25 protein-coding genes are annotated in these 21,374 nt (G+C 49.2%); 5 read left to right on the top strand and 20 right to left on the bottom strand.

Annotation, left to right across the window (positions count from 1 at the left end):
* Nucleotides 1–274: 274 nt before the first annotated feature.
* Complete coding sequence (locus SEML1_RS00985; protein ID WP_376754196.1) at nt 275–370, top strand: helix-turn-helix domain-containing protein; 96 nt, start codon at nt 275–277, stop codon at nt 368–370.
* A 434-nt stretch (nt 371–804) separates the two neighbouring features.
* On the top strand, nt 805–1,212 hold the full coding sequence (locus tag SEML1_RS00980) for an IS30 family transposase (protein ID WP_376754195.1): 408 nt from the start codon (nt 805–807) through the stop codon (nt 1,210–1,212).
* A gap of 186 nt (nt 1,213–1,398) precedes the next feature.
* On the opposite strand, the gene SEML1_RS00975 is transcribed toward SEML1_RS00980, so the two are convergent.
* From SEML1_RS00975 to SEML1_RS00960, 4 genes are all read right to left on the bottom strand, one after another.
* The gene (locus SEML1_RS00975; protein WP_376754194.1) at nt 1,399–1,614 is read right to left on the bottom strand and encodes a hypothetical protein; all 216 of its coding nucleotides are present in this window, start codon (nt 1,612–1,614) and stop codon (nt 1,399–1,401) included.
* Between the two features lie 86 nt (nt 1,615–1,700).
* Nucleotides 1,701–2,045, bottom strand: a complete 345-nt coding sequence (locus SEML1_RS00970) for a CYTH domain-containing protein (RefSeq protein ID WP_376754193.1) — start codon at nt 2,043–2,045, stop codon at nt 1,701–1,703.
* A 6-nt stretch (nt 2,046–2,051) separates the two neighbouring features.
* Entirely contained in the window at nt 2,052–2,285 is a 234-nt protein-coding gene (locus SEML1_RS00965) for a CYTH domain-containing protein (RefSeq protein ID WP_376754192.1), read from the bottom strand.
* A 39-nt stretch (nt 2,286–2,324) separates the two neighbouring features.
* Nucleotides 2,325–2,771, bottom strand: a complete 447-nt coding sequence (locus tag SEML1_RS00960) for a hypothetical protein (protein WP_376754191.1) — start codon at nt 2,769–2,771, stop codon at nt 2,325–2,327.
* Nucleotides 2,772–2,851: 80 nt separating this feature from the next.
* Between SEML1_RS00960 and prfA the strand changes: the two genes are divergently transcribed.
* A complete protein-coding gene (prfA, locus tag SEML1_RS00955) occupies nt 2,852–3,919 on the top strand; it encodes a peptide chain release factor 1 (RefSeq protein WP_376754190.1) in 1,068 nt (355 codons plus the stop codon).
* 44 nt (nt 3,920–3,963) lie between these two features.
* Nucleotides 3,964–4,791, top strand: coding sequence for a peptide chain release factor N(5)-glutamine methyltransferase (gene prmC, locus SEML1_RS00950; RefSeq protein ID WP_376754189.1), 828 nt, complete (start codon nt 3,964–3,966; stop codon nt 4,789–4,791).
* 2 nt (nt 4,792–4,793) lie between these two features.
* Here prmC and SEML1_RS00945 read toward each other — a convergent pair whose 3' ends face one another.
* The 3 genes from SEML1_RS00945 to SEML1_RS00935 are packed head-to-tail and all read right to left on the bottom strand — an operon-like array spanning nt 4,794 to nt 8,596.
* Entirely contained in the window at nt 4,794–6,023 is a 1,230-nt protein-coding gene (locus tag SEML1_RS00945; protein WP_376754188.1) for a S1C family serine protease, read from the bottom strand.
* 50 nt (nt 6,024–6,073) lie between these two features.
* The gene (locus SEML1_RS00940; protein WP_376754187.1) at nt 6,074–6,853 is read right to left on the bottom strand and encodes a hypothetical protein; all 780 of its coding nucleotides are present in this window, start codon (nt 6,851–6,853) and stop codon (nt 6,074–6,076) included.
* 30 nt (nt 6,854–6,883) lie between these two features.
* Nucleotides 6,884–8,596 carry an LCP family protein gene (locus SEML1_RS00935; RefSeq protein WP_376754186.1) on the bottom strand — a complete coding sequence of 571 codons (1,713 nt, stop codon included), beginning with the start codon at nt 8,594–8,596 and terminating at the stop codon, nt 6,884–6,886.
* A 97-nt stretch (nt 8,597–8,693) separates the two neighbouring features.
* Between SEML1_RS00935 and lepB the strand changes: the two genes are divergently transcribed.
* The gene (gene lepB, locus SEML1_RS00930) at nt 8,694–9,302 is read left to right on the top strand and encodes a signal peptidase I (RefSeq protein WP_376754185.1); all 609 of its coding nucleotides are present in this window, start codon (nt 8,694–8,696) and stop codon (nt 9,300–9,302) included.
* A 2-nt stretch (nt 9,303–9,304) separates the two neighbouring features.
* On the opposite strand, the gene SEML1_RS00925 is transcribed toward lepB, so the two are convergent.
* The 13 genes from SEML1_RS00925 to SEML1_RS00865 all read right to left on the bottom strand — a co-directional run bounded on the left by SEML1_RS00925 (nt 9,305) and on the right by SEML1_RS00865 (nt 21,366).
* Nucleotides 9,305–10,189, bottom strand: a complete 885-nt coding sequence (locus SEML1_RS00925) for a ParB/RepB/Spo0J family partition protein (protein WP_376754184.1) — start codon at nt 10,187–10,189, stop codon at nt 9,305–9,307.
* Nucleotides 10,179–10,943, bottom strand: a complete 765-nt coding sequence (locus SEML1_RS00920) for a ParA family protein (RefSeq protein WP_376754183.1) — start codon at nt 10,941–10,943, stop codon at nt 10,179–10,181. The genes SEML1_RS00925 and SEML1_RS00920 overlap by 11 nt, the downstream gene beginning before the upstream one ends.
* 117 nt (nt 10,944–11,060) lie before the next feature.
* Entirely contained in the window at nt 11,061–11,366 is a 306-nt protein-coding gene (gene rplU, locus SEML1_RS00915; RefSeq protein ID WP_376754182.1) for a 50S ribosomal protein L21, read from the bottom strand.
* 78 nt (nt 11,367–11,444) lie between these two features.
* Entirely contained in the window at nt 11,445–12,257 is an 813-nt protein-coding gene (locus SEML1_RS00910) for a sugar phosphate nucleotidyltransferase (protein WP_376754181.1), read from the bottom strand.
* A gap of 42 nt (nt 12,258–12,299) precedes the next feature.
* A complete protein-coding gene (ileS, locus tag SEML1_RS00905) occupies nt 12,300–15,236 on the bottom strand; it encodes an isoleucine--tRNA ligase (protein ID WP_376754180.1) in 2,937 nt (978 codons plus the stop codon).
* Nucleotides 15,237–15,502: 266 nt separating this feature from the next.
* Nucleotides 15,503–16,165, bottom strand: a complete 663-nt coding sequence (locus SEML1_RS00900; protein ID WP_376754179.1) for a LiaF transmembrane domain-containing protein — start codon at nt 16,163–16,165, stop codon at nt 15,503–15,505.
* A 43-nt stretch (nt 16,166–16,208) separates the two neighbouring features.
* A complete protein-coding gene (locus SEML1_RS00895; protein WP_376754178.1) occupies nt 16,209–16,820 on the bottom strand; it encodes a vitamin K epoxide reductase family protein in 612 nt (203 codons plus the stop codon).
* Nucleotides 16,804–17,070, bottom strand: a complete 267-nt coding sequence (locus tag SEML1_RS00890) for a hypothetical protein (protein ID WP_376754177.1) — start codon at nt 17,068–17,070, stop codon at nt 16,804–16,806. The genes SEML1_RS00895 and SEML1_RS00890 overlap by 17 nt, the downstream gene beginning before the upstream one ends.
* Nucleotides 17,070–17,525: a transcriptional regulator NrdR gene (gene nrdR / locus SEML1_RS00885; protein ID WP_376754176.1), complete on the bottom strand. Its 456-nt coding sequence runs from the start codon at nt 17,523–17,525 to the stop codon at nt 17,070–17,072. The genes SEML1_RS00890 and nrdR overlap by 1 nt, the downstream gene beginning before the upstream one ends.
* Nucleotides 17,526–17,540: 15 nt before the next feature.
* A complete protein-coding gene (gene ftsZ / locus SEML1_RS00880) occupies nt 17,541–18,746 on the bottom strand; it encodes a cell division protein FtsZ (protein WP_376754175.1) in 1,206 nt (401 codons plus the stop codon).
* Between the two features lie 60 nt (nt 18,747–18,806).
* On the bottom strand, nt 18,807–20,027 hold the full coding sequence (gene ftsA / locus SEML1_RS00875) for a cell division protein FtsA (protein WP_376754174.1): 1,221 nt from the start codon (nt 20,025–20,027) through the stop codon (nt 18,807–18,809).
* 35 nt (nt 20,028–20,062) lie between these two features.
* A complete protein-coding gene (gene map, locus SEML1_RS00870) occupies nt 20,063–20,827 on the bottom strand; it encodes a type I methionyl aminopeptidase (RefSeq protein WP_146424966.1) in 765 nt (254 codons plus the stop codon).
* Nucleotides 20,815–21,366, bottom strand: a complete 552-nt coding sequence (locus SEML1_RS00865) for an adenylate kinase family protein (protein ID WP_376754173.1) — start codon at nt 21,364–21,366, stop codon at nt 20,815–20,817. The genes map and SEML1_RS00865 overlap by 13 nt, the downstream gene beginning before the upstream one ends.
* Between the last annotated feature and the right edge of the window lie 8 nt (nt 21,367–21,374).

The following is a 21,374-nucleotide window of genomic DNA, read 5'->3' as shown; positions in this document are numbered from 1 at the left end:
CATCAAACGCTACTGCGGTCGTTTCAAATTCTGCACCAGGATGAGCATCGGAAGTCTGTCTGTCGTATGGTCTAAATTGATGAATAACAATTCAACTAAACCTACACTTTCTTATTAGAATAATTACTGATCCGGTGTTTATAGTACTCTCTCTGATTTCGTCAAGTAGTTTTACCACTTTTTATAATTTTAGCAACCGCCATCCTCCATTAACACCTCAACTGCAAAGGATGAGCTTAATAAAGACACGTTTCAATTTTAGTCCCGTGGTTTAATGGATTTTTGGAAAGTCAATAGGTTAAAGAATGGTGAATCATACACTGCCATTGCCAAGTCGCTTGGACGCTCAACCAGTACTATCTCTCAGTGAGGTTAATAGCTTTATTGAGGAGCAAATACAAAGACTGCCGGGTCGAAAACGGGATAAGAATAGACAGCGTGTTAATATACCGGCCATTGCCAGCCTAGATAGCCGCAAGTACCGCGGCCAAGTTATGGTTAGTACCATTCGTAAGGCTAAAGAGGGTGTTAAAAGGCGCCAGAGGCTACATAGCAAGCTATATAGCTACAGTGCTAAACTAGCCCCGAGAATATGCTACTAAACGCCATTCGGGCGTCTGCAGGGCTAGCAAGAAACTGACTGAACCAATATATGCCCGGACACTGGCATATATCAAGGCTAAACTCAAGTTACGATGGTCACCGGAACAAATCTCCCTGCGAATAGATGCCCTACTGGCAGATCAAACTCTTAAAGATAACGATGGCTGGACAGGAAATATGGGGCTTCGCCCCGTATCCCACATGGCCATCTACCGTTATAAGTCCGGATTAGGCTCTATTAGTTTAGTTATTGGCTACAATGCCGCCAGTATTACCAAACAAACCAAGGTGGATATTGAAAGAGTCTTTGGCAAAAGTAATGTTGCCACCATTACTTACGACAATGGGGCTGAGTTTAGCAGCTGGCGTGCCACTGAGAAAACACTGGCTGTAGATATTTACTTTGCTGACCCGTATAAATCCAGTCAGCGCGGCAGGAATGAAAACTTTAATGGGCTAATTAGAGATTTTTATCCTAAAGGCACTGACTTCAAAAAGCTTACGGCTCAATGTATATTAGACCTAGAAAATCTATTGAACAACAGGCCCAGAAAGCGTCTAGGCGGCTTAACCCCGCTTGAAGTCTTTAAGGCAAATTGTTGTGGTTAGGGTGTTAAGTTAAGTACCATCAAAGCCATAGTCCTACTCCCCTGTTAGCTACGGCATAAGCATTGACAGTATTAACAATATAGTGTATAATGTTGTTACTAATGAGTGAGCGACGTCCTGATGGTATGACGCCCTCGCGGCGCGCCCCCTTCTCCATCTTGTCCTCGCCATTATCATCATCGCTGGTCAAATGCCCAACGTCGGTGATATTTTGTGTTCGGACAACTGGAATATATTGCCAGCGTAATAGTCGCACCAACACATCCCAATAGATATAGCCGACCCAATTGCCGATGTGCGGCTGCGAATAACCGTCAGCCCGCAGGTGTACATGCGAACCGTCTGCCCATCGAGCGGCTGGAGTTCATCTTTGTGGCGCGTGAGGGTGTTGTAGAGTTTCAAGGACCTATTTTACAGGAAAATTGGCGGTCTGCTATGAGTTTATATTTGTAGACGAAACTAGACTAAGCATGCAACAAATACAGTAGTTACTTTTTAAGCATATCTGGTAGGGGCGAATCAAAGGTGACGTTTCGTATTGAGGCGATGGTATCAAATGGAGTCAAGTGGGGATATTGTGCTCGGTAAGCCGCCATAACATCGCCAAAAATTGCATCGCCCCATGAAAGACCGAGAGCCTCGGCGGTTTCCCTGACTACATGTTCATCGTTCGCTTCGATTTCGATATACGGCGCTAGCCATGGCCATTCATCGATGACAATTTCGGCATCACCTAACCGCCACGTTTCGCGTTTGGACTCTTGGAAAGAGGTATATGGGAGACCAGCAGCCTCTAGGATAGCGATGGTTTCTTCAAAATTATCGACGTTCACCTCGTACTATTTGGCGCCGTCAACGGATAGCTTGTCAAATTGCTTGTAAGTCATCGTCACGCAGTCGCCCTCGTCGCGGACGCGCAAATAGCCTTTGTTCTGCTTCATTTCGGGGCTGTCAATTGTCACTCGCCGCATTAGCCGCTCAGGCTTTTCGGATGATCCGCCAAGAGACCGCAGCTTCTGCCGAATCTCAGAGGTACTTATGTTGACAAATTTAGCTTCATACTCGGTTTTCATTGTAGTCACATTCCTTGTATTAAGTTGGTTTACTAAAAGTTATGCTGAAAGTTCACTAAGGCTACGAATCCTGGTGATACTTATTGGTATTTTTTTGTTATTGATGGTTACTTCTGTAGAGTCGCCAACTGATAGATCAAGTATGGCTTTGCCAATAGGGCTAAATATTGTCACGCCTTTAACATCACTGCGTCCCCTGTATCGTGGGTTGGGTAATAGGGTTGTTTTGCTATAGGCGCTTGCAACAGGGGTTCCCTCGTTATGACAAAAACTGCAGGTCATTCCGCAGGAGTCGATAATTTTAGGTCTAATACCTTCATCTATACTGATCGTAACTGGAATGGCCCGTTCTTTAATGATCAAGTCTTTGATGTCTTGGTCATTAATGCTATCGAGGTCTATCATTTCTGCAAAGCTCAGGGGTACTTTGCTATCTAATCCATGATCTTCGTGTGATTTGCTGCCTATAAACTCCTTGGGACGCATATAGTATTATATAGCGTAGCTAAAGGAGGAAATCAAGCATTCGTCGTTGCCGCGCCTACTTTATGGTACAATAGAAGAGCATGGCTCGTATTACTCTTGATTTGACCGCCCTAGAGGTCGAATACTCAGCACTGAGTAAGTTTTTGGCGCAACCCGACGCATATAACGACCCGCAGTTTACCGCTAAGAACAAGCGGTTCAGCGAACTTGAGACAATCATTGCTAAAGCAACAGAGCGCAAGCAGGTTGAGCAGCAACTTGCCGAAGCGAGAGAGCTTGCCACCGGTAATGATGAGCTTGCCGAAATTGCCAAAGCAGAAATTCCCGAAGACGAAGCAAAATTAGCACAACTTGAAGAGGACTTATTTATATTACTTACACCAAAAGATCCGAACGATGAAAAGAACACCATCATGGAGATTCGCGCGGGTGCAGGCGGCGACGAAGCGAGTCTGTTTGCCGCTGAATTGTACCGCATGTATCTGCGCTGGTGCGAGGCGCACGGTTACAAAACCGAACTGCTGAGCGATTCTGCCAACGATTCCGGCGGCTACAAAGAAGTTATCTTCAAAATATCCGGCGACGCACCGTATGCGCAGCTTAAGTTTGAGGGCGGCGTTCACCGCGTACAGCGCGTGCCCGTCACCGAAAGCCAAGGGCGTGTTCACACTAGTACCGCCACCGTCGCAGTACTACCAGAGGCCGAGGAAACCGACATTGAGATAAACCCGAAAGATTTGCGCGTTGATATCTATCGTTCAAGCGGCAACGGCGGGCAATCCGTCAACACGACCGATTCTGCTGTGCGTATCACTCACCTGCCAACCGGTTTGGTCGTACAAAACCAAGACGAGAAATCGCAAATCAAGAACCGCGAAAAAGCGATGAGCGTATTGCGCAGCCGCCTACTCCAAATGAAAATCGACGAAGATAATGCAAAATTGTCCGCTGAACGGCGCGCGCTCGTCGGTACGGGGGATCGCAGTGAAAAAATTCGCACGTACAATTTCCCGCAGGATCGCATCACCGACCACCGCATTCACTATAGCCGCAGTAATATTCCGGCAGCGATGAACGGCGATATTGATGATATCGTTGAGCGGCTGCAAGCATATGAACGCGAATTAAAAGCACAGCACGCGCAATAAAAGATTTGCCCTGCCCACGCACATCATGTACAATCCCACATAAGATGGCAGCCACGAACATCCCGACATCAATTCAAGCCTGGCTGCGCGATAGCGCAGAAATGCTTGCAGATGCCGGCATTACAAGCGCGCTGCTTGACGCTGAACTGATATTAGCACACACTGTGCGCAAAAATCGTACATGGCTGCATGCGCATCGCGACGAGCGCCTGACCGAACGCCAGCTCGAAATCGCTAACGCGAGGCTGCAGTTGCGGCTTGACCGAACACCGCTTGCCTATATCATCGGACATAGAGAGTTTTACGGACGGCTATTCAAAGTCACGCCAAGCGTACTAATCCCGCGCCCAGAATCAGAGGCAATTATCACCTGCCTACGCCACTACGGACCGCATACTGGACGCCTCATCGATGTCGGTACGGGAAGCGGCTGCCTGGGAATTACGGCAAAATTGGAAATACCAGCACTTGACGTCGTACTTGCCGATAATAGCCGCCATGCGCTTGCGGTAGCGCGCGAAAATACAGCGAGGCTACGCGCGCGCGTCGACATTATACAAAGCGATATGCTGAGCGCCACCTTCGGTACGTTTGACGGTATTATTGCGAATCTTCCGTACGTTGACGCGTCATGGGAGCGCTCGCCGGAAACAAATTGCGAACCCGCTGAGGCACTCTTTGCGAGCAACAATGGGCTAGCGCTGATTAATAAGCTGCTTGCTCAAACGGGTACCGCGCTGAATAATAGCGGATGGCTTTACCTTGAAGCCGATCCGCGACAGCATACAGCAATTATAGCTAGAGCATCAAGGCTACAGCTCGTTCATCGTGCCACTGATGGATTTTGCCTCGTGTTTCAAAAATATAATTAAAATTATTCAGCGTAGGCACCTAGCGTAACCTTAACAGTCTGCTCTTTACCGCCACGCAAAATTGTTAATTCCACGACGTCATTTGGCGTGTACTGGCCAATCAGGCTAGAAAACCCATTACTCTCGCCTACTGCCGTGCCATTTACCTTCGTAATAATGTCCTCGTCTTGAATACCTGCTTTGCTCGCCGGACTACCAGGTTGTACGCTTGAGCTATTATCGCTTGCTACGTACGCGCCTTTTGTCACTGGCAAGTGATAGCGTTTTGCCAATGCCGGCGTAATGTCAACATACCGAATACCGATATAGGCACGCTTGACACGATTGCCCGCTAACACGCTCTTCATCGTTCCTTTCACGGCATTAATCGGAATTGCAAAACCAATCCCTGTCGCACCCGAAGCAACCGCCGTATTAATGCCGATAACCTGCCCGGCATAATTCAACAGCGGTCCACCCGAGTTACCCGAATTGATCGCTGCGTCGGTCTGGAACATGTCACTGAGCGATTCGTTTGATCCGCCCGCTTCATCGCTTGCCGAAAGTGACCGCCCTTTGCCTGAGATAATACCGCTTGACACTGTGTTGCGGTATTGCCCAAGCGCATTACCGATCGCGACAACGTGCTGGCCTGTACGCACCGTAGATGAATCGCCGATTTCGGCAGCGCGCAGGTTAGTAACGCCGTTAATCTTCAGATAGGCTACATCATTCAACGGATCTACCCCGACAATTTTCACATCATCATACGCCGTGCCGTCGTCCAGCACAACCTGCACAGTACTTGCGTTAGCGACAACATGACGATTCGTTAGAATATAACCATCGCGACTAATGACAATTCCTGTTCCTGCCGCCCGAGCTTGCGCCGCACCGTATATAGTCCGCTTAGTTGTATTCGTCACTATCGACACCACGCTCGGTGATACTTTTTCTATCACGTTCGAGACTGACGCTTCGCTCGCTGTTGCCGTCGTATTGCCATCACGCGTTGGTGTCAACGTAGTACTACGATGAGTGTTTACATATAGATACACACCCGCCGATACCACACTCGTAATAAGCACAATAGAGAGAATAGCTGATATAACAATCCACGGAAGCGCACGGCGCGGTTGCTTCAGTGGCGGTGAAACTGGCGGGCTAGCGACCAAAGCCGGAGACGTCGGCGCGGTACTTGGCGCAGCCGTTTCATGCTTTGCCTTTTTTGCTGTATTCTTCGTATCTGTCATACTATTCACCTTTCTTTGAACCATTTTCAAAAATATGGCTTAAAACCGCCTTAAAGCGCGTCGCTGCCATAGATAGCGGCAAGCACATAGGCAGCAATCACGACAAGCGCAGTAAGCGCAACGGGCGGTATGATGTCGTTACGGCGCACCTCGCCGTACGCATGGTAGCTATAGTATGCCCGTTCGGCAACAAAATAAAACAGCGTTGTAAACAACGCAAACTGTGATAATCGAATCGGGCTAACGCCTGGAATTGCATACGCCGCCATCCAGTGATACGAAATCCACGCTAATTCTGCTGTTACAACGCCAAAAACAAAACTGTATAAATTGCTATACGGCTCATCATACGTATTCATCACATGACGCATAGCGATACAGCCGATAATCCACGACGCCGCAACGAAACACACTGGATTCCACTCGTGCATCATCATCGAAACGGTAGTCAACCCCAAGAAAAGCGCCGTTCCTGCCTGTATAACAACGTAGGTGTGTTTTGAACGCGGTTTGATGATCAATAACCACACGATATAGAGCACCGTCAATGCCGCCTGCACACCAACCGACCCCGTCATACAATATACAAGCGTCACATAACTTAGCCCGACAATAAGGTCGACTGTATTCGCAATCAGATTCGCCAGCCAAAACCGCGGACGCACTGCCAAAACACGCCATTTGCTCATAAATACAAGTGCTACGGCAATCCACGGCGATCCAGATACGTAGGTCACAGCAAACATCGCAAGCGCGAGCAGCACATTGAGCAAAATATACATCGCTTCGCTAATACGCGAACGGCGTTTGTGTGATTTTATCAAATCCATCGTTTTTATTATACTATGAATCGCGTTTAATTACCGGCTTTTTGAGCTTTGCGCCTTCGTAATGATAATTACGTAATCAGTATTCGCGCTATATGTCACGCCCGATAATTCATTACTTGGCGATACACTCGTATGATAGAGTGACTTCAACTTCTCTTCAGTTGCTGATTTTGTCTTTTCGCCCACACGATAGATCTTATTTGACGAATACGTTTGCCCGCTCGGCACATTGCCAACCGTATTAACTGCTATGCCAAGCTCCTCAAGCTTAGTCGCCTCAGCCTGCGCCGCTCCTGCAATTCCAGAACCATTCAGGATAACGACGCGCGGCTCTTCTCTCGTAATCGCCGTTGCGTAAATATGCTTCTTAATATACGCCTGCAAACCACTGTAATTGTACGTACCCGCCACTGGTATCACTGCGCTCGCACCGCCAACCGTGCCGGTCGTTAGAATTGCCGGTTCGGCATCAATCAGGCTGACGCTTTTGATTTCATCCTGCTTGATCGACTGCATCAAGCTAACAAGTGTTCGCACTTCACCTGTCTCAAAGTTTGTACGCAAGTTCGCGCCAATCGCATCAACAAGCTTTGTGACTTTCGAGAAATCAGTGAGCGTGCCTGTACTAAGCGCTTTTTCGCGGATCGCCATCATAATTTTTTGCTGATTTTTCTCGCGGTCGAAATTCGATTGCTCAAATCCATAGGTTGGCGCAATATCGCCGCGCGCCATTGCAAGATACAGCGCATGCTCAGCATCAAGCTCAACCTCGCCGTTCGGATAGCTAATGTAATGTCCGCGCGGGCAACGCTCCTGCTTCTCCGCCCGCGTCGTACCACATTTCCAGTCGAAATTGCTATCCATCACTCCGCGCGGATCGCGGCTTTCAATATTCACTTTAATGCCACCGATTGCGCTTACCAAGTCGCGCATTACCGAATAATTTACATGCACGCTATACTGCAAATCCATGCCTAAAATTTCACCCACAAACGAACGCGTTTCTTTCTGGCGTTCGTCTTCCGCGCTATCCGATTTCCAGTCGTTATTTACGCAATTGAAATACACGTTAATTTTGCCCGCATACCCCGCGTCACAGGCGCGTCCGTACTTCACGTATAGATCGCGCGGAACGCTAACCATATACGCGTTTTTCTTGTTTTGGTCGATGCTCAACACCATCATTGAGTCAGTTAGATACCCTGCTTCGTGCCCTTCGTCATCTTCAGATGTACCGAGAATAAGAATATTTGAACGACCGTTCGCATCCTGCTTGAGAGGTTTCTGCTGCACCAGCCCAAACAAGTCGCCCTTAAAGACCGACTTGCTCGCCATTAACGCACGATATGCAAACCAGCCGGCGGTCAGTACAATAATCAAGATGAACGCGATAATCCCGCGTTTAATAATTTTGCGGCGACGAGATATTGGTTTTTTAGATTTTTTGCCGCGTTTTTTTCGACCGTCCGGTGCCGTCGGCGCATCAAGATCAGACAGATTGCCAATCTCTCGCAATGACGCGTCAATATCTGCGCGATCGGAGTTTCTAATAGTCGACGGACGCTGTGCTGCTCGCGATATCGCCGGCGAAGATAACGGCTTCGGCGATGCCGCGTGATTCGCACCAGACACCGCGATACGCCGCCGCACGCCGCTGCCGCTCGGCGAACGCCCTAAGCCTTCCGCCGATACTTCCGGCAATTGGCGCCGCGGAACAAAACCGTCTACTGCTCGTTTACTCATACTCCTGTTTACTATAGCGGAAATGCGCAGAAAATAAAACCATCGCGGCTATGGTTTCCGTTTGTTTTTTTGGGACGCGGCGGGTATAGTAAGAAAGATGGAAGCAAGTTATTTAACGCGTCATCCACGGTTGAAGGACATACTTAATTTCATTGGATTTGTTCTGCTTGTCCTGATCGGCACGCTGCTGATCAACACCTACGTATTTCGCAGTTTTTCGGTATCTGGACACAGTATGGACCATACGCTTGCCGATGGCGACCGGCTTATCGTCGACCGGCTGCCTGTAACTGCGGCTTTACTCAAAAATAAACCGTACGTGCCAAACCGCGGGCAAATTATCGTCTTCAAAAACCCGCGTTTTTTAGCCGGCATGCATGATGAATTTATCGTGAAGCGCGTCATCGCATTTCCTGGCGAGCGCGTTACTGTCAAAGACGGCACGCTTACTGTATACAATCGCGAGCATCCAAACGGATTTCACCCCGATGACGAGTACCGCAGAGGCGGCGTCGGACCGCAGAGCCCGTCAAGCGGCGACGTCGACACAGCCGTACCTGAAGGCGTACTGTTTGTCGCTGGCGACAATCGTATCGGCAGCAGCTCGTACGACTCGCGCACTGGACTCGGCTTTGTTCCTAACCACGACGTCGTCGGACCAGTTTCAGTGCGTCTCTTTCCTTTCTCAAAAATAACGACTTTCTAACTCTAGCCAAGCAATTTCGAAATCCGCTCAAAATCCGCGTGATCCTGAAATGAAATAACGATTTGTCCTGAACCGCGGCGATTTGTTCGCACCTCAACCGGCGTCTTAAATCGATCGGCAAAACGAGTCTGTTCTTTAACGTAGCGCGGTTTACGCGGCGCTGGCTGGCGCGTCGTACGGCCGCTTAACCCATTCGCTTTCTGGCGGCGCACATAGCTTTCAATTGCACGCGCGCTCCAGCCCTCTTTTATAATGCGCGGAATAATTTCGTCAACCACATCCTCCGGCAAGCCAATCAACGGGCGCGCCTGCCCTTCGCGGATATCGCCCGCTATAATCGCGTCGCGCGCCGACGCTGGCAACCGCAATAAACGCAGCGTATTACTAACCGCCGCCGACGTTTTGCCGCCAACGCGCTGTCCGATCTCCTCAAGCGTTAAGTTGAACTGATCGCGCAATTTTAGATATGCCGTCGCCGTCTCAAGCGGGTTCAAATCGCTGCGCTGCAAGTTCTCGATGAGCGATAACTCTAACTTATGCTGGCTCGATAACGTCCGTACTAATGCCGGAATTTTTTCAAGCCCCGCTCGCTGCGATGCGCGAAACCGCCGCTCGCCCGCAACAATTCTATAGCCCTGCTTATCCGGCGCCACAACGATCGGCTGCAACACGCCATGCTCCTTTACCGACGCCGCCAGTTCGTCAAGCGACACTTCATCAAACGCGCGGCGCGGCTGGTCCGGATCTGGTACTATCTCACTGAGCTTAATATAGCGCAAATCACTTACACGGTCATCCTGCTCAGATGTCGGATCAAACGACTCGTCCAGCAACTCCGTCGGAATCAATGAATCAAAACTTCGTCCCAAACCCTTTTTAGCCGACACGATCAAGCACCTCCTTTGTCACTGCTTTATAGGCGCGCGCACCCTTGCTAAACCGATCATACGCGCCAATCGGCAGCCCATGGCTCGGCGCTTCGGCGAGCCGCACATTGCGCGGAATCTTCGTTTTGAATACTTTCGCTGGAAAATGCTTAGAAATTTCATCAAGCACTTGCGTCGACAGCGACGTGCGGCTATCAACCATCGTCGGCAGCACGCCAATCAGGTCAAGCGTCGGGTTAAGATTTTTACGAATCAGCTTCATCGTTTCAAGCAGCTGCCCTAAGCCCTCAAGCGCATAGAACTCCGCCTGCACCGGCAGCAACACATACTGCGCCGCAATCAGCGCGTTAACCGTCAGCAAACTTAAACTCGGCGGACAGTCAATAATAACAAAATCGTACTGCGTCGGCGTCAATTGAATCGCATATTTTAGCCGGCTAAACCGGTGCTGCACCTGCGTCAGTTCCACCTCGGCATTTGCTAATTCCGGCGTCGTCGGCGCAATCCACAGATTAGTAAACTCGGTCGGCATTACTGCATCAATGAGCTTTTTTTTCCCCATAATCACTTCCGTCATCGTCGTATCAAGCGATTGCTTGTCAATCGACAACCCGCTCGTCGCATTACCCTGCGGGTCAAAGTCAATCAATAATGTCCGCTTACCGTTCTTAGCTAAATAATACGCAAGATTGATTGACGTCGTTGTTTTGCCGACGCCGCCTTTTTGATTAGTTACTGCGATAATCGTTGCCACGCTGTTTCTATTCCCTCTCTTTAGACTCTATTATACCATGAGCTGAACCAAGAAGACAAAAAATTACTCTAGACACGAAAAAACTCCTCGGAAAGATTATACGAGGAGTTTTCACTGCTACTTGATCGCTGTAATTTCGATAAGCGAGTATTTTTGGCGATGACCGTTCTCTTTGTGGACACGTTTTTTTGCCTTGTAGCGGATAACGCGAATTTTATCGCCCTTCACCAACGCTTCAACAACTTTCGCTTTTACGTTTACGCCCTTCACTACAGGATTACCAACCGCGATTTTATCGCCGTCAATGGTCATGAGTGCGTCGAGAGCGAGCTCTTTCGTTCCTTCCGGGAGGAGGTCCACCCGTAGGGTCTCTTTTTCGCTGACAAGATACTGCTTGCCAGAGATCTTTACGACTGCTTTCATTTCATTCCTTAAACGTTAATTTAATTCAGATCTGTTATATTGTAGCAGAGCATTGAGGTTATTGCAATGGCGGAATAGTTACAAGCCACACACAACATTATTCGCATACAGCCAACCATCAAGCGACCCGCCGTCCAGATGCTGCCCAACTGCCGGCACGACTTTCACCGCACCACCAGCCTGCGCAAACTGCGTAATAGCATCGGTTAGATCGTATTCGCCCCGCGGCGATACTGCGATATCGGCGCACGAGTCGATCACTTGCTTAGTCAAAACATATTTACCGATATTAGCGTAATCACTCGGCGCTTCTTCAGGGCGCGGCTTCTCAACAATTTCGCGAAAATGACCGCTCTCGTCAATGACAATCGCGCCGTAACGGCTAATACTTTCATGCGGTACTTCTTTCGCCAGTATGCTGCACTCGCCCGCCGGCGTCGCCGCGATAAGGCGCGCTACTTCGCTTGAGCCATCAGGATTATACATGAAATCATCACCCATCAGCACAACCGCTGATTCATCCGTGTTAATGTAATCGCTCGCGAGGGCTACCGGCACCGCCGTACCGTACTTTCCGTAGCTCGGCTGCGTCACGAAGTGCATATTAGCTTTGAGCGGCGCGATAAGCGGCAGCATATCCTCTTTGCCCTTGCGCCGCAGATAATCGTTTAGATGAATATTGCTGCGATAGTACGCCTCAAGCTGCGAACTCTGCTCGCTCACGACAAAAATAAACTCGCGGATACCCGCCGCTAAGCAGTCCTGCACAACATAGTCAATAATCGGGCGCTTGCCAACAGGCAGCATGCACTTTTCAATCGCTTTGGTGATCGGCAGCATACGCGTTCCCCAACCCGCCACCGGAATAATTGCTTTAATGATTTCCGCCATCAAGTCTCCTTTTCATTTGATAATCGTTATTTTTGCTGATAACTACGCTGTACGCTTCAAAAATATTTTCAAGTCTCTATTTCCTTCAATTTTCACTTCTTCTTCGTACATATCATCTGATATTGGTCCGAGTTTCAATGTCAACGTCTCGCCTTCAATAATTCTCGCGTGTTCATCAATAGCTTTGTTCAACTTGTTGTCATTGGACCTTAACCCTAAAATAATATGATCATCGACACTCAAGCCGGCCTTCTTGCGCGCGCTTTGGACGTGGCGAATAATTTCGCGCGCCAGGCCCTCGCGCTTGAGCTCAGGAGTAATCTCTGTGTCTATTGCAACATTATCGCCATATAATACACGTTTGACATTCAGTTCCTCCAGCAAAATCGGCGTAAAATCAAATGTCTTACCTTTCTCGGGAACCGTCACGCACGCGAGCGGTTGGCGTACTTTCACTCCAGCCTTAGCACGCAAGCTCAAACCTTCATTGATGTATTCGCGCACGCGCGCCATTTCATCAATGACTAATTCGTTCACTGTGCCTGCCGGCAGCCAATCTTTCAAGTGAACCGACTCGTCGTCGCCTGTTAAATTATGATGCAACTCATCCGCTAAAAACGGCGTAAACGGCGCAAGCAAATAGCTTAACCGCACCAACACGTAATGGAGCGTTTTATACGCATCGTTCTTATCCGCGTCGTCTTCCGATTTCCAGAAGCGGCGGCGGCTGCGGCGCACATACCAATTGCTTGCATCGTCTAAGAATGGCAGGATCGGACTAAGCGCGTCCGGAATATTATATCCGTCCATATGCTTCTCCACTGTAGCAACCAGCTGATGCAGGCGGCTGACAATCCAAATATCTAGCGGGTTTGTTAAATCGTTAAGCGGATCCTGTAATGCGCCGTCAAATTCCCAACCATCAACCTCTGCATACATCGTGAAGAAATCGTACATATTCCAAATCATACTGAGCTTGCGCGCCACGTCGCCAACATCTTTATCGTGCAGCGCAAAATCCTCGCCATTAAGCAGCGGGCTTGATAGCAGCAAAAAACGCAGACTATCAGCGCTAAACTTATCCATCAGCTCATTCGGGTCAGTGAAGTTACCGTAGCTTTTACTCATTTTGCGGCCGTCGTTGCCTGCCACCACACCAGTCGTCACCACATGCTTAAACGGACTTTCGCCAAACAAACCAACGCTAACGACATGCATATAATAGAACCACGCCCGCACCTGACCAATATACTCAACTACAAAATCGCCTGGGAAATTTTCCTCAAACTTCGCTTTATTCTCAAACGGATAGTGAAACTGCGCAAATGGCATACTGCCCGACTCGAACCAGCCATCCAGCACTTTATCAATGCGTATATAATGAACACGCTCGCCCTGATAATCAGCCGGCGGCACATCGCCTTCAGGCGTCAAGTCAAACTCAATCGCATCAATCCACGGACGGTGATAGTCGTCAAGCTCTGCGCCGCTCAATTCTTTCAACTCTGCATACGAACCGACAACAATTTGCCGCTTATTACCCTGTTCATCGCGCAGCGTATTACCATCCGCGTCAACCGCTTCCCAAACCGGCATCGCTGTTGCCCAGAAACGATCGCGCGACAAATTCCAATCTGGCGCTTGTTCAATATTTTTCTCAAACCGCCCATACTTTAGGTGCTCAGGAAACCACGTAATCTGTTCGGAATTTTTCGCAAGCATCAACTCCTTCTGCCCCTGCACGTCATAGAACCAACTCGGGTGCGCCCGATACATCAAGCGCGTGCCGCAGCGATGACAATGCGGATAGCTGTGGCGAATATAGTCGATCTTCCAAACGACGCCGCGCTCTTTCAGCTCTTTAGCGATGCGCTTATTACTTTCCCAAACATTCTCGCCTTTCCAGTCGCCCTCAGTGAAGAAGCCGTTTTCGTCAATAACGTGCACAACGGGAATATTATTAGCTTGAGCAAGATTAAAATCCTCCTCGCCATATGCCGGCGCAATATGGACAATGCCGGTACCATCATCAGCCGACACATATCCAGCTGAATAAATTTTGTGTGCGTGCTCGCCGCGATTTACGCCCAATAATGGCTTATAGTTCAGGCCAACGAGCGACTCGCCAGAGTACTCAGTAATAATTGTATACGGCAGCGTCTCATGTTTTTCATTCGTCAATGCTTTATCAAGCAGGTTTTTCGCCAACACAAACCGTTCGCCTTCAACTTCAACCTCAGCATACGTCAAATCAGCATTCACTGCTAGAGCCGTATTTGCCGATAGCGTCCACGGCGTTGTCGTCCAAACCAACAGCGTTCTCCCGTCCTCCAGTTGAAAGCGCACATATACGCTTGGGTCGGTCACATCTTGGTATGCGCCTGCATCCATCGTCACCTCAGCTTTTGACAGCGGCGTCGCATCGCGCGTGCAATACATGAGCACTCGCTCACCCTCATAAATTTTGCCTTTATTATGCAGCTCTTTAAACGCCCACCAAACACTCTCCATGTATTCTTTGTCCATGGTTTTGTAGGCATTATCCATATCTACCCAGCGACCAATCCGATCAATCGTATCGTTCCACAGACTACTGGTCTGCACCATATTTTCACGCGCAGTCGTGATGTACTTTTCCAGACTAATCGTCGTACCGATATCGCGGCGATCTTTAATACCTAGTTTCTTCTCGGTAAACACTTCCGCCGGCAATCCATGGCAGTCCCAACCCCACACACGCTCAACACGCTTACCTTTCATAGTCTGATAGCGCGGCACAGCATCTTTGACAATGCTGCTAAGCAATGTGCCATGGTGCGGTACGCCAGTGATAAATGGCGGGCCGTCATAAAATACATAATGGTTGTCTTCTGAACGCTGTTCGACCGATTTTTCAAATGTTCTGTCGACTTTCCAACGCTTCACCCAATCTTTTTCATATTCTGCTGCCCGCCGGCGTGTACCGTGTTTAAATTTCATTCGTATTCTCCTTTCTACAAACAAAAATCACCTCTCTTGACTTCGAGAATCCGCGAGAAGCATGCATGCGGACGGTACCATCTCGATTCCAAAAGAAGTGATTCTTTCAGCGCTTAATTACTCGTTTACGCCGAGTGAACGCCAGGTTCTACTGAGCTAAAGGCTGTTCTTCCTGGGGCATTCTCCCGTATGAGAGATCGCGGGCGATAACCGCTCAGATGCCTCGCCTTTAATTGTACGGGCTTTTTTAGCGAAAAGCAACGATATTATTTCAATTCAATGCCGCCAAAAAAGCATTCACCGCGAATATACAGCGTCTTTTTCGCTTTCACACCAGGACTAGTCTTATCATCAACACCGCCAAGAATAGCAGTCACCTCATTTTTTATAACCACGTCGTTCGGTATAATAATATCAACGCCGCCAAACAGAACAAACAGCTCAATAACCGCACCGTCCTGAATATCAGCCTGGCGCAGGTCAAGATCAACACCACTAAATACCGAAGAAATAGTCCCGCCAGTATATTCACCTTCTACTTTTTCACTTTGCCCCGACCATGCCGCTGCCATATGCTTGACTTTCATTTTTGATATTTTGCCGTCTTTCACGAGTGAAAACAACACTGCAAAACCGACAGCGATAAACAAAATTGGCCATACAATCTGCCAAAAGTTAACATCAACAATGTGAAGTGCACGGAGACCGATCGTTGCCCCTGCAGACAAGAATAACAAACCCCAAATCCACCGCGAACGCTTTACAAGAATCATGCACCCCACGAGGATCAGCCAAAGCGACAAGAACCCGCCCCATAGCTCTCCCCAGTAGTCAAAAGAGATAACATGAAGGTTACGTAACAATAAAAGCAACCCTATCGCTACAGCCGCAAGACCAAGATATGCTCGTATAACTATATTATGCTTCATGCACTCAGTATAGCATACGCCGCGTAAAAAGAAAGTTTCCAGATTATACTAACTTATCGCCATATTTAAGCACAATCAACGCGCATATCGCAACCGCGATAGCAACAAAAACGACAACATCGTAATTTTGCTGAACACATTTTTTAGACGGCACCAATTTTGCGGAAATCATCGGGCTATCCGTCAGTACATTATGGCGAATAAGCGCAAAAAGCACGAGCAGCACTGCTGCATCTGTCGCCAAACACCACGGGCACAACGCACCAATTACAATGTAGCTCATATAAAACATCCAGCCCGCAAAACCCAGACTCACCCATCCGCCAGCCTCGGCGGCGCACATAAACCAACGCGGAAATCGCGTACGCGCCAGTCCAGCAACAGCAATTGTGATAAATACCGGGTACGCCACCATGCCGACGAAACTGTTCGGAATATCGCCGACAACATGCGCCGACCAATGTTTTGCTACCGAACTGCAGCTCATCGCAGCGTTCAAATCGCAGTCAAGCACTTTACTGCTGTCCTTTGCGATCGTTAGCGCTTCGTGCGACAATACGATTGATGCTACAAGCCCAATTGCCGATCCAATAAGCAACACGCCAAACACGATAACCCGCTGGCGGTCTGTCAAAGCGCTAGTCTTGGACGGCATAATAACTTACCTCGCTAATCAACGGTAACGGCAAACCGCGCCACATAGCTTGCAGCTGGCTATCTGCACTTAACGCAACAATCGTTGGATACTCAACAATATCATACGCCCGGCAAAACGACTCGCCCTCGCGCGATTCCGGATCAAGCACCTCAAGTTCATGTCCTGTCTGGCGCGCCATATCATCAACAAAGGTCGCAACTTGGCGGCTATAATCAGTATCGTCTTTTGAAACAACAACGACACGCATCAGGATTGCTTGCTCCGCTTACGCTGTTCAAGAATTTTCACAAAATCATCAAGCGTCTCAAACTTTTGGAATACGCTCGCGAACCGAACGTACGCTACTTCGTTGCAGGCGGCGAGCTCGTCAAGCACAAGTTCGCCGATCTGGCGCGACGGTATTTCGGTTTCACCTAAACCATACAGTCTATCCTCGACCCGATCAATAATCTCTTCGACTTCAACCTCCGACTTGAAAAACTTTCCAACCGAACGGCGAATTGCGTTTGCCAATTTTGTCCGTTCAAACAACTCGCGCGAACTATCTTTTTTAATTACCGCCAAATTTGGGCGTTCAACACGCTCGTACGTCGTAAACCGATGCTTGCCATCAAGCGTTTCGCGGCGGCGGCGAATTGTGATTCCGTCCGCCGACTCGCGCGACTCAAGGACGCGGCTATTTCCAATTTTTATCGTATGCATCGCGAAAAACTTCTCCTATTCATCGGATGATTTATGTTTCTTGCGGCGGCGCAAAAATGCTGGCGTGTCATCATCATCGTCATCCATCGGTTGATTCCAAATATCAGTCGTTGACTCGCCGGCAAACTGCGCTGCAGCGTCGGCGTGCGACAAGTTCATATCAATATCATCAACCGGAGTGCTTGAGTCTTCAGTTGGCGCAACAGGCGCCGCCGGCGTCAAACTTGCCGGCTGCTCTAATTCTTCGGCTTGCTGCTGGAAAAACTCGCTATCAAAACCCGTTGCAATTACGGTAATAATCAACTCGTCTTCAAGCTCGGGCTTTAGAGTCGCGCCAAAAATAATATTCGCGTCCGGCGACACAGCGCTCGTAATAATTTCTGCCGCCTCTTGAATTTCCGCCATACTCATATCATAGCCGCCAGTGACGTTAAATAGCACGCCTTTCGCGCCGTCGATCGACACCTCAATCAGCGGGCTTTCAATCGCCTGCTGCGCCGCCTGCGCTGCACGGTTTTCGCCGCTCGCTCGACCAATACCCATCAACGCCGAACCGGCATTGCTCATAATCGCTTTCACGTCGGCAAAGTCCAGGTTAATAAGCCCGTGCTCGGTAATTAGCTCCGAGATACCCTGCACGCCTTGGCGCAACACGTCATCCGCGATCTTAAACGTTTCCAACAACGGCGTCCGGCGGTCAATCGTTTGCAACAACCGGTCATTTGGAATCGTAATGAGCGTATCGACACTTTTGCCCAATTGCGCAATCGCCCATTCGGCATTCTGCCGGCGTTTTTCACCTTCAAAACTAAATGGCTTCGTCGCAACACCAACGCATAAAATACCTAAGTCGCGCGCTACTTCAGCGACTACATGCCCCGCGCCCGAACCGGTGCCGCCGCCAGCGCCAATCGTCACAAATACCATATCAGCACCCTCAAGCGCTGCGCGAATTTCATCAATTGATTCGCGCGCTGCCGCTTCGCCAACCGCTGGATCCGCCCCTGCACCCAAGCCGTTCGTCGTACTATGACCAAGGTGGATTTTAACATCAGCCTTTGAATTATGCAGCGCCTGTGCGTCAGTGTTCATCGCGATAAATTGCACGCCAACTAACCCGGCATCTTTCATCCGGTTTACCGCCGACCCGCCTGCGCCGCCGACGCCCACAACCTTTATGCTTGCGAATGTCTCAATCTCACTTGGTTTTACTTCCGGCATTGCAACTCCTTATACCCCTTACTATTCCTCACGTTACCTACTAGTATACCACTCTTTTGCTTACGGCTTGAATTTGCTCAGAAGCGTTTTAATAAATCCACCCGACTTTTTCGACGTATTGCCACCATGCGGACGTACCGTTGCCGCCTCAGCATCAACCAACATCAGCCCAACCGCTGCTGCAAAGTGCGGTTTATCAATTTCGTCTGCTACACCGCCAAATCCATGCGGCTTACCGACGCGTGCAGCAACGCCCAGCTGCGATTTCGCATACTCCGCTATTCCTTTTAAGTTTGCCGTGCCGCCCGTCAGTACCGCACCGCTCGGCAACTGACCGGCACGCCCCGCTTTTTTGAGCTCTTTATTTACCAATTCAAGAATTTCTTCAAGTCGTGCTTCTACGATTTCATCAATCTCTGCTTGGTCAAAAAACAGAGTTTCCTTCTCATGTTTTATGCTTACTTTACGAGGCTCGCTGCGTGCTATTGCCGCTGCGTGCTGCAGCTTTACTTTCTCAGCAACTTCCGGATCAGTTTTCAGTCCAATTGCCAAATCATTCGTAATATTAACGCCACCCATCGACACAACCCCGACGTATTGTAGATCGCCTTCTTCAAACACCGCCACGCTTGTTGTTGCACCACCTAAATCGACGACCGCCACACCATTTTCAATTTGCGATTCATTCAGTACCGCCTTAGCAGCCGCCATCACCGACGGAATCGTTGCGTGCGGCTTCACTGTCGCAAGTTCAACGGCTTTTTGTAAGTTCGCGACATATGGCGCCATTGCCGACACGACATTCGCATTAATTTCTAAACGCGTACCTGTCATGCCAACTGGGTCTTTAATACCGCCCTGCCCATCAAGCGTATAGCTAAACGGCACAACCTCAAGAATCTCGCGATTCGCCGGTACTTTACCTGTTGTCGCTACATCCTCCAAGCGCAGTACATCTTCTTCAACAACTTCATGATCTGCCATACCAACTGCAATCATGCCGTCGGCTTTCGTACTGACAATATGCGAACCATTCACGCTAATCGTCGCCGCGTTTACTTCGTAACCGCTCATACGCTCTGCATCGCCAAGCGCCTGATCAATCGCCTGCGCCGGCCCGTTCAAATTCGATACCGTACCCTTTCGCATACCGCTATTTGGCGCTTGGCCAACGCCAACAATCGTCGGCGTACCCGTCGTTGGATCAATATGGCCAACGACACACCGAACCATTGTTGTGCCAACATCAATACCAACTGCATATCGAGATTGTTCTTGCATATAGGGCTATTATAGCATAACCCGTATAAAATCGCCTACGCCCGCGTAATAATTTCCGCGCCGTGTTCAGTGATTAAAATCGTGTGCTCAAAATGTGCCGCTAGGCTACCGTCGCGCGTCGCATACGTCCAACCGTCGTCCAATTGGATAATCCGTTCGCCACCAAGCGTCGCCATCGGCTCAATTGCCACCGTATCGCCTGGCTGCAGCAGTACACCCGTTCCTTTGCGTCCGTAGTTCGGGATGTCCGGCGGCATGTGCATATGTAACCCTACGCCATGCCCAACCAGCTCGCGCACTATCCCAAGTTTGCCGTTCCGCAACACTTTCTCAATTGCTGCACCAATATCGCCCGTCCGAACTGACCCTTTTACCGCATCAATTCCTGCATACAAACTGCGTTCGGTTGCTGCAAGCAGATGCTTCACCGCTCCTTTCGGCTCGTCGTCAACTACCATTGTAAACGCCGAATCAGTTTTCATACCTTTATAGGTAATCACTAAATCAAAACTAGCAACGTCGCCTTTCTGCAACACATCGTCATTCGGTGCACCATGCACAATTTCGTCGTTCACGCTAATACAAATCGCACCTGGAAAGTTCACTTCTGGCGTCTTATAGGTTATTTCCGCGCCATACCCAACAATTTTTTGCGCAACAAAATTATCTATCTCGCGTTTAGTTTGCCCAGCATGCACAAATCCGCGGATATCAGCAAAAATCCGCGCCAAAATCTTGCCGCCTTCGCGCATTGCTTGAATTTGCTCAGGCGTTTTTAAACCGGTAATTAATTCGGACATACGCGCTTCACCTCGTCGTAAATCCTATCGTGCACCTCGCCAGCGCTGCCCGTACCGTCTAGGTGGATAATTTTCACGCCCGCTTCAGCAAAAATTCCAAGCACCGGATACATCTTTTGGCGGTATATAGTCATACGCCGCGCAATCGTATCAGGCGTATCTTCCATGCGCCCGCGCTTCTCTAGGCGCCGCATGATTTCTTGTTCTGGCACTTCTAGCACTACGACGATATCTATCTTCTCGTCTATGCGCTCCATATAGTCATCAAGCCACGCCGCTTGCTCTTTCGTGCGCGGAAAACCATCCACGATGATATTCTGGTATTTTTTATCACGCGCATCCTGTACGGCACGCTCAAATACATGATATGTCAGTTCGTCGCTTACCAATTCACCGCTTTTCAGCGTCGCAATTACTGCCGGATCATCGCTCTGGCGCAGCATCTCGCCAGTACTAAGCCACTTCCACCCCTGGCGCACTGCTAACATTTGCCCCTGCATGCTTTTACCCGCGCCCGTCGGGCCAAACAATAAAATCATCGCTACAA

The sequence above is a fragment of the Candidatus Saccharimonadaceae bacterium ML1 genome, assembly GCA_030253535.1.
Classification (GTDB): Bacteria; Patescibacteriota; Saccharimonadia; order Saccharimonadales; family Saccharimonadaceae; genus Saccharimonas; species Saccharimonas epibionticum.
The sequence above is the reverse complement of the archived record's forward strand: the minus strand, read 5'-3'. Positions and strand labels throughout refer to the sequence as shown.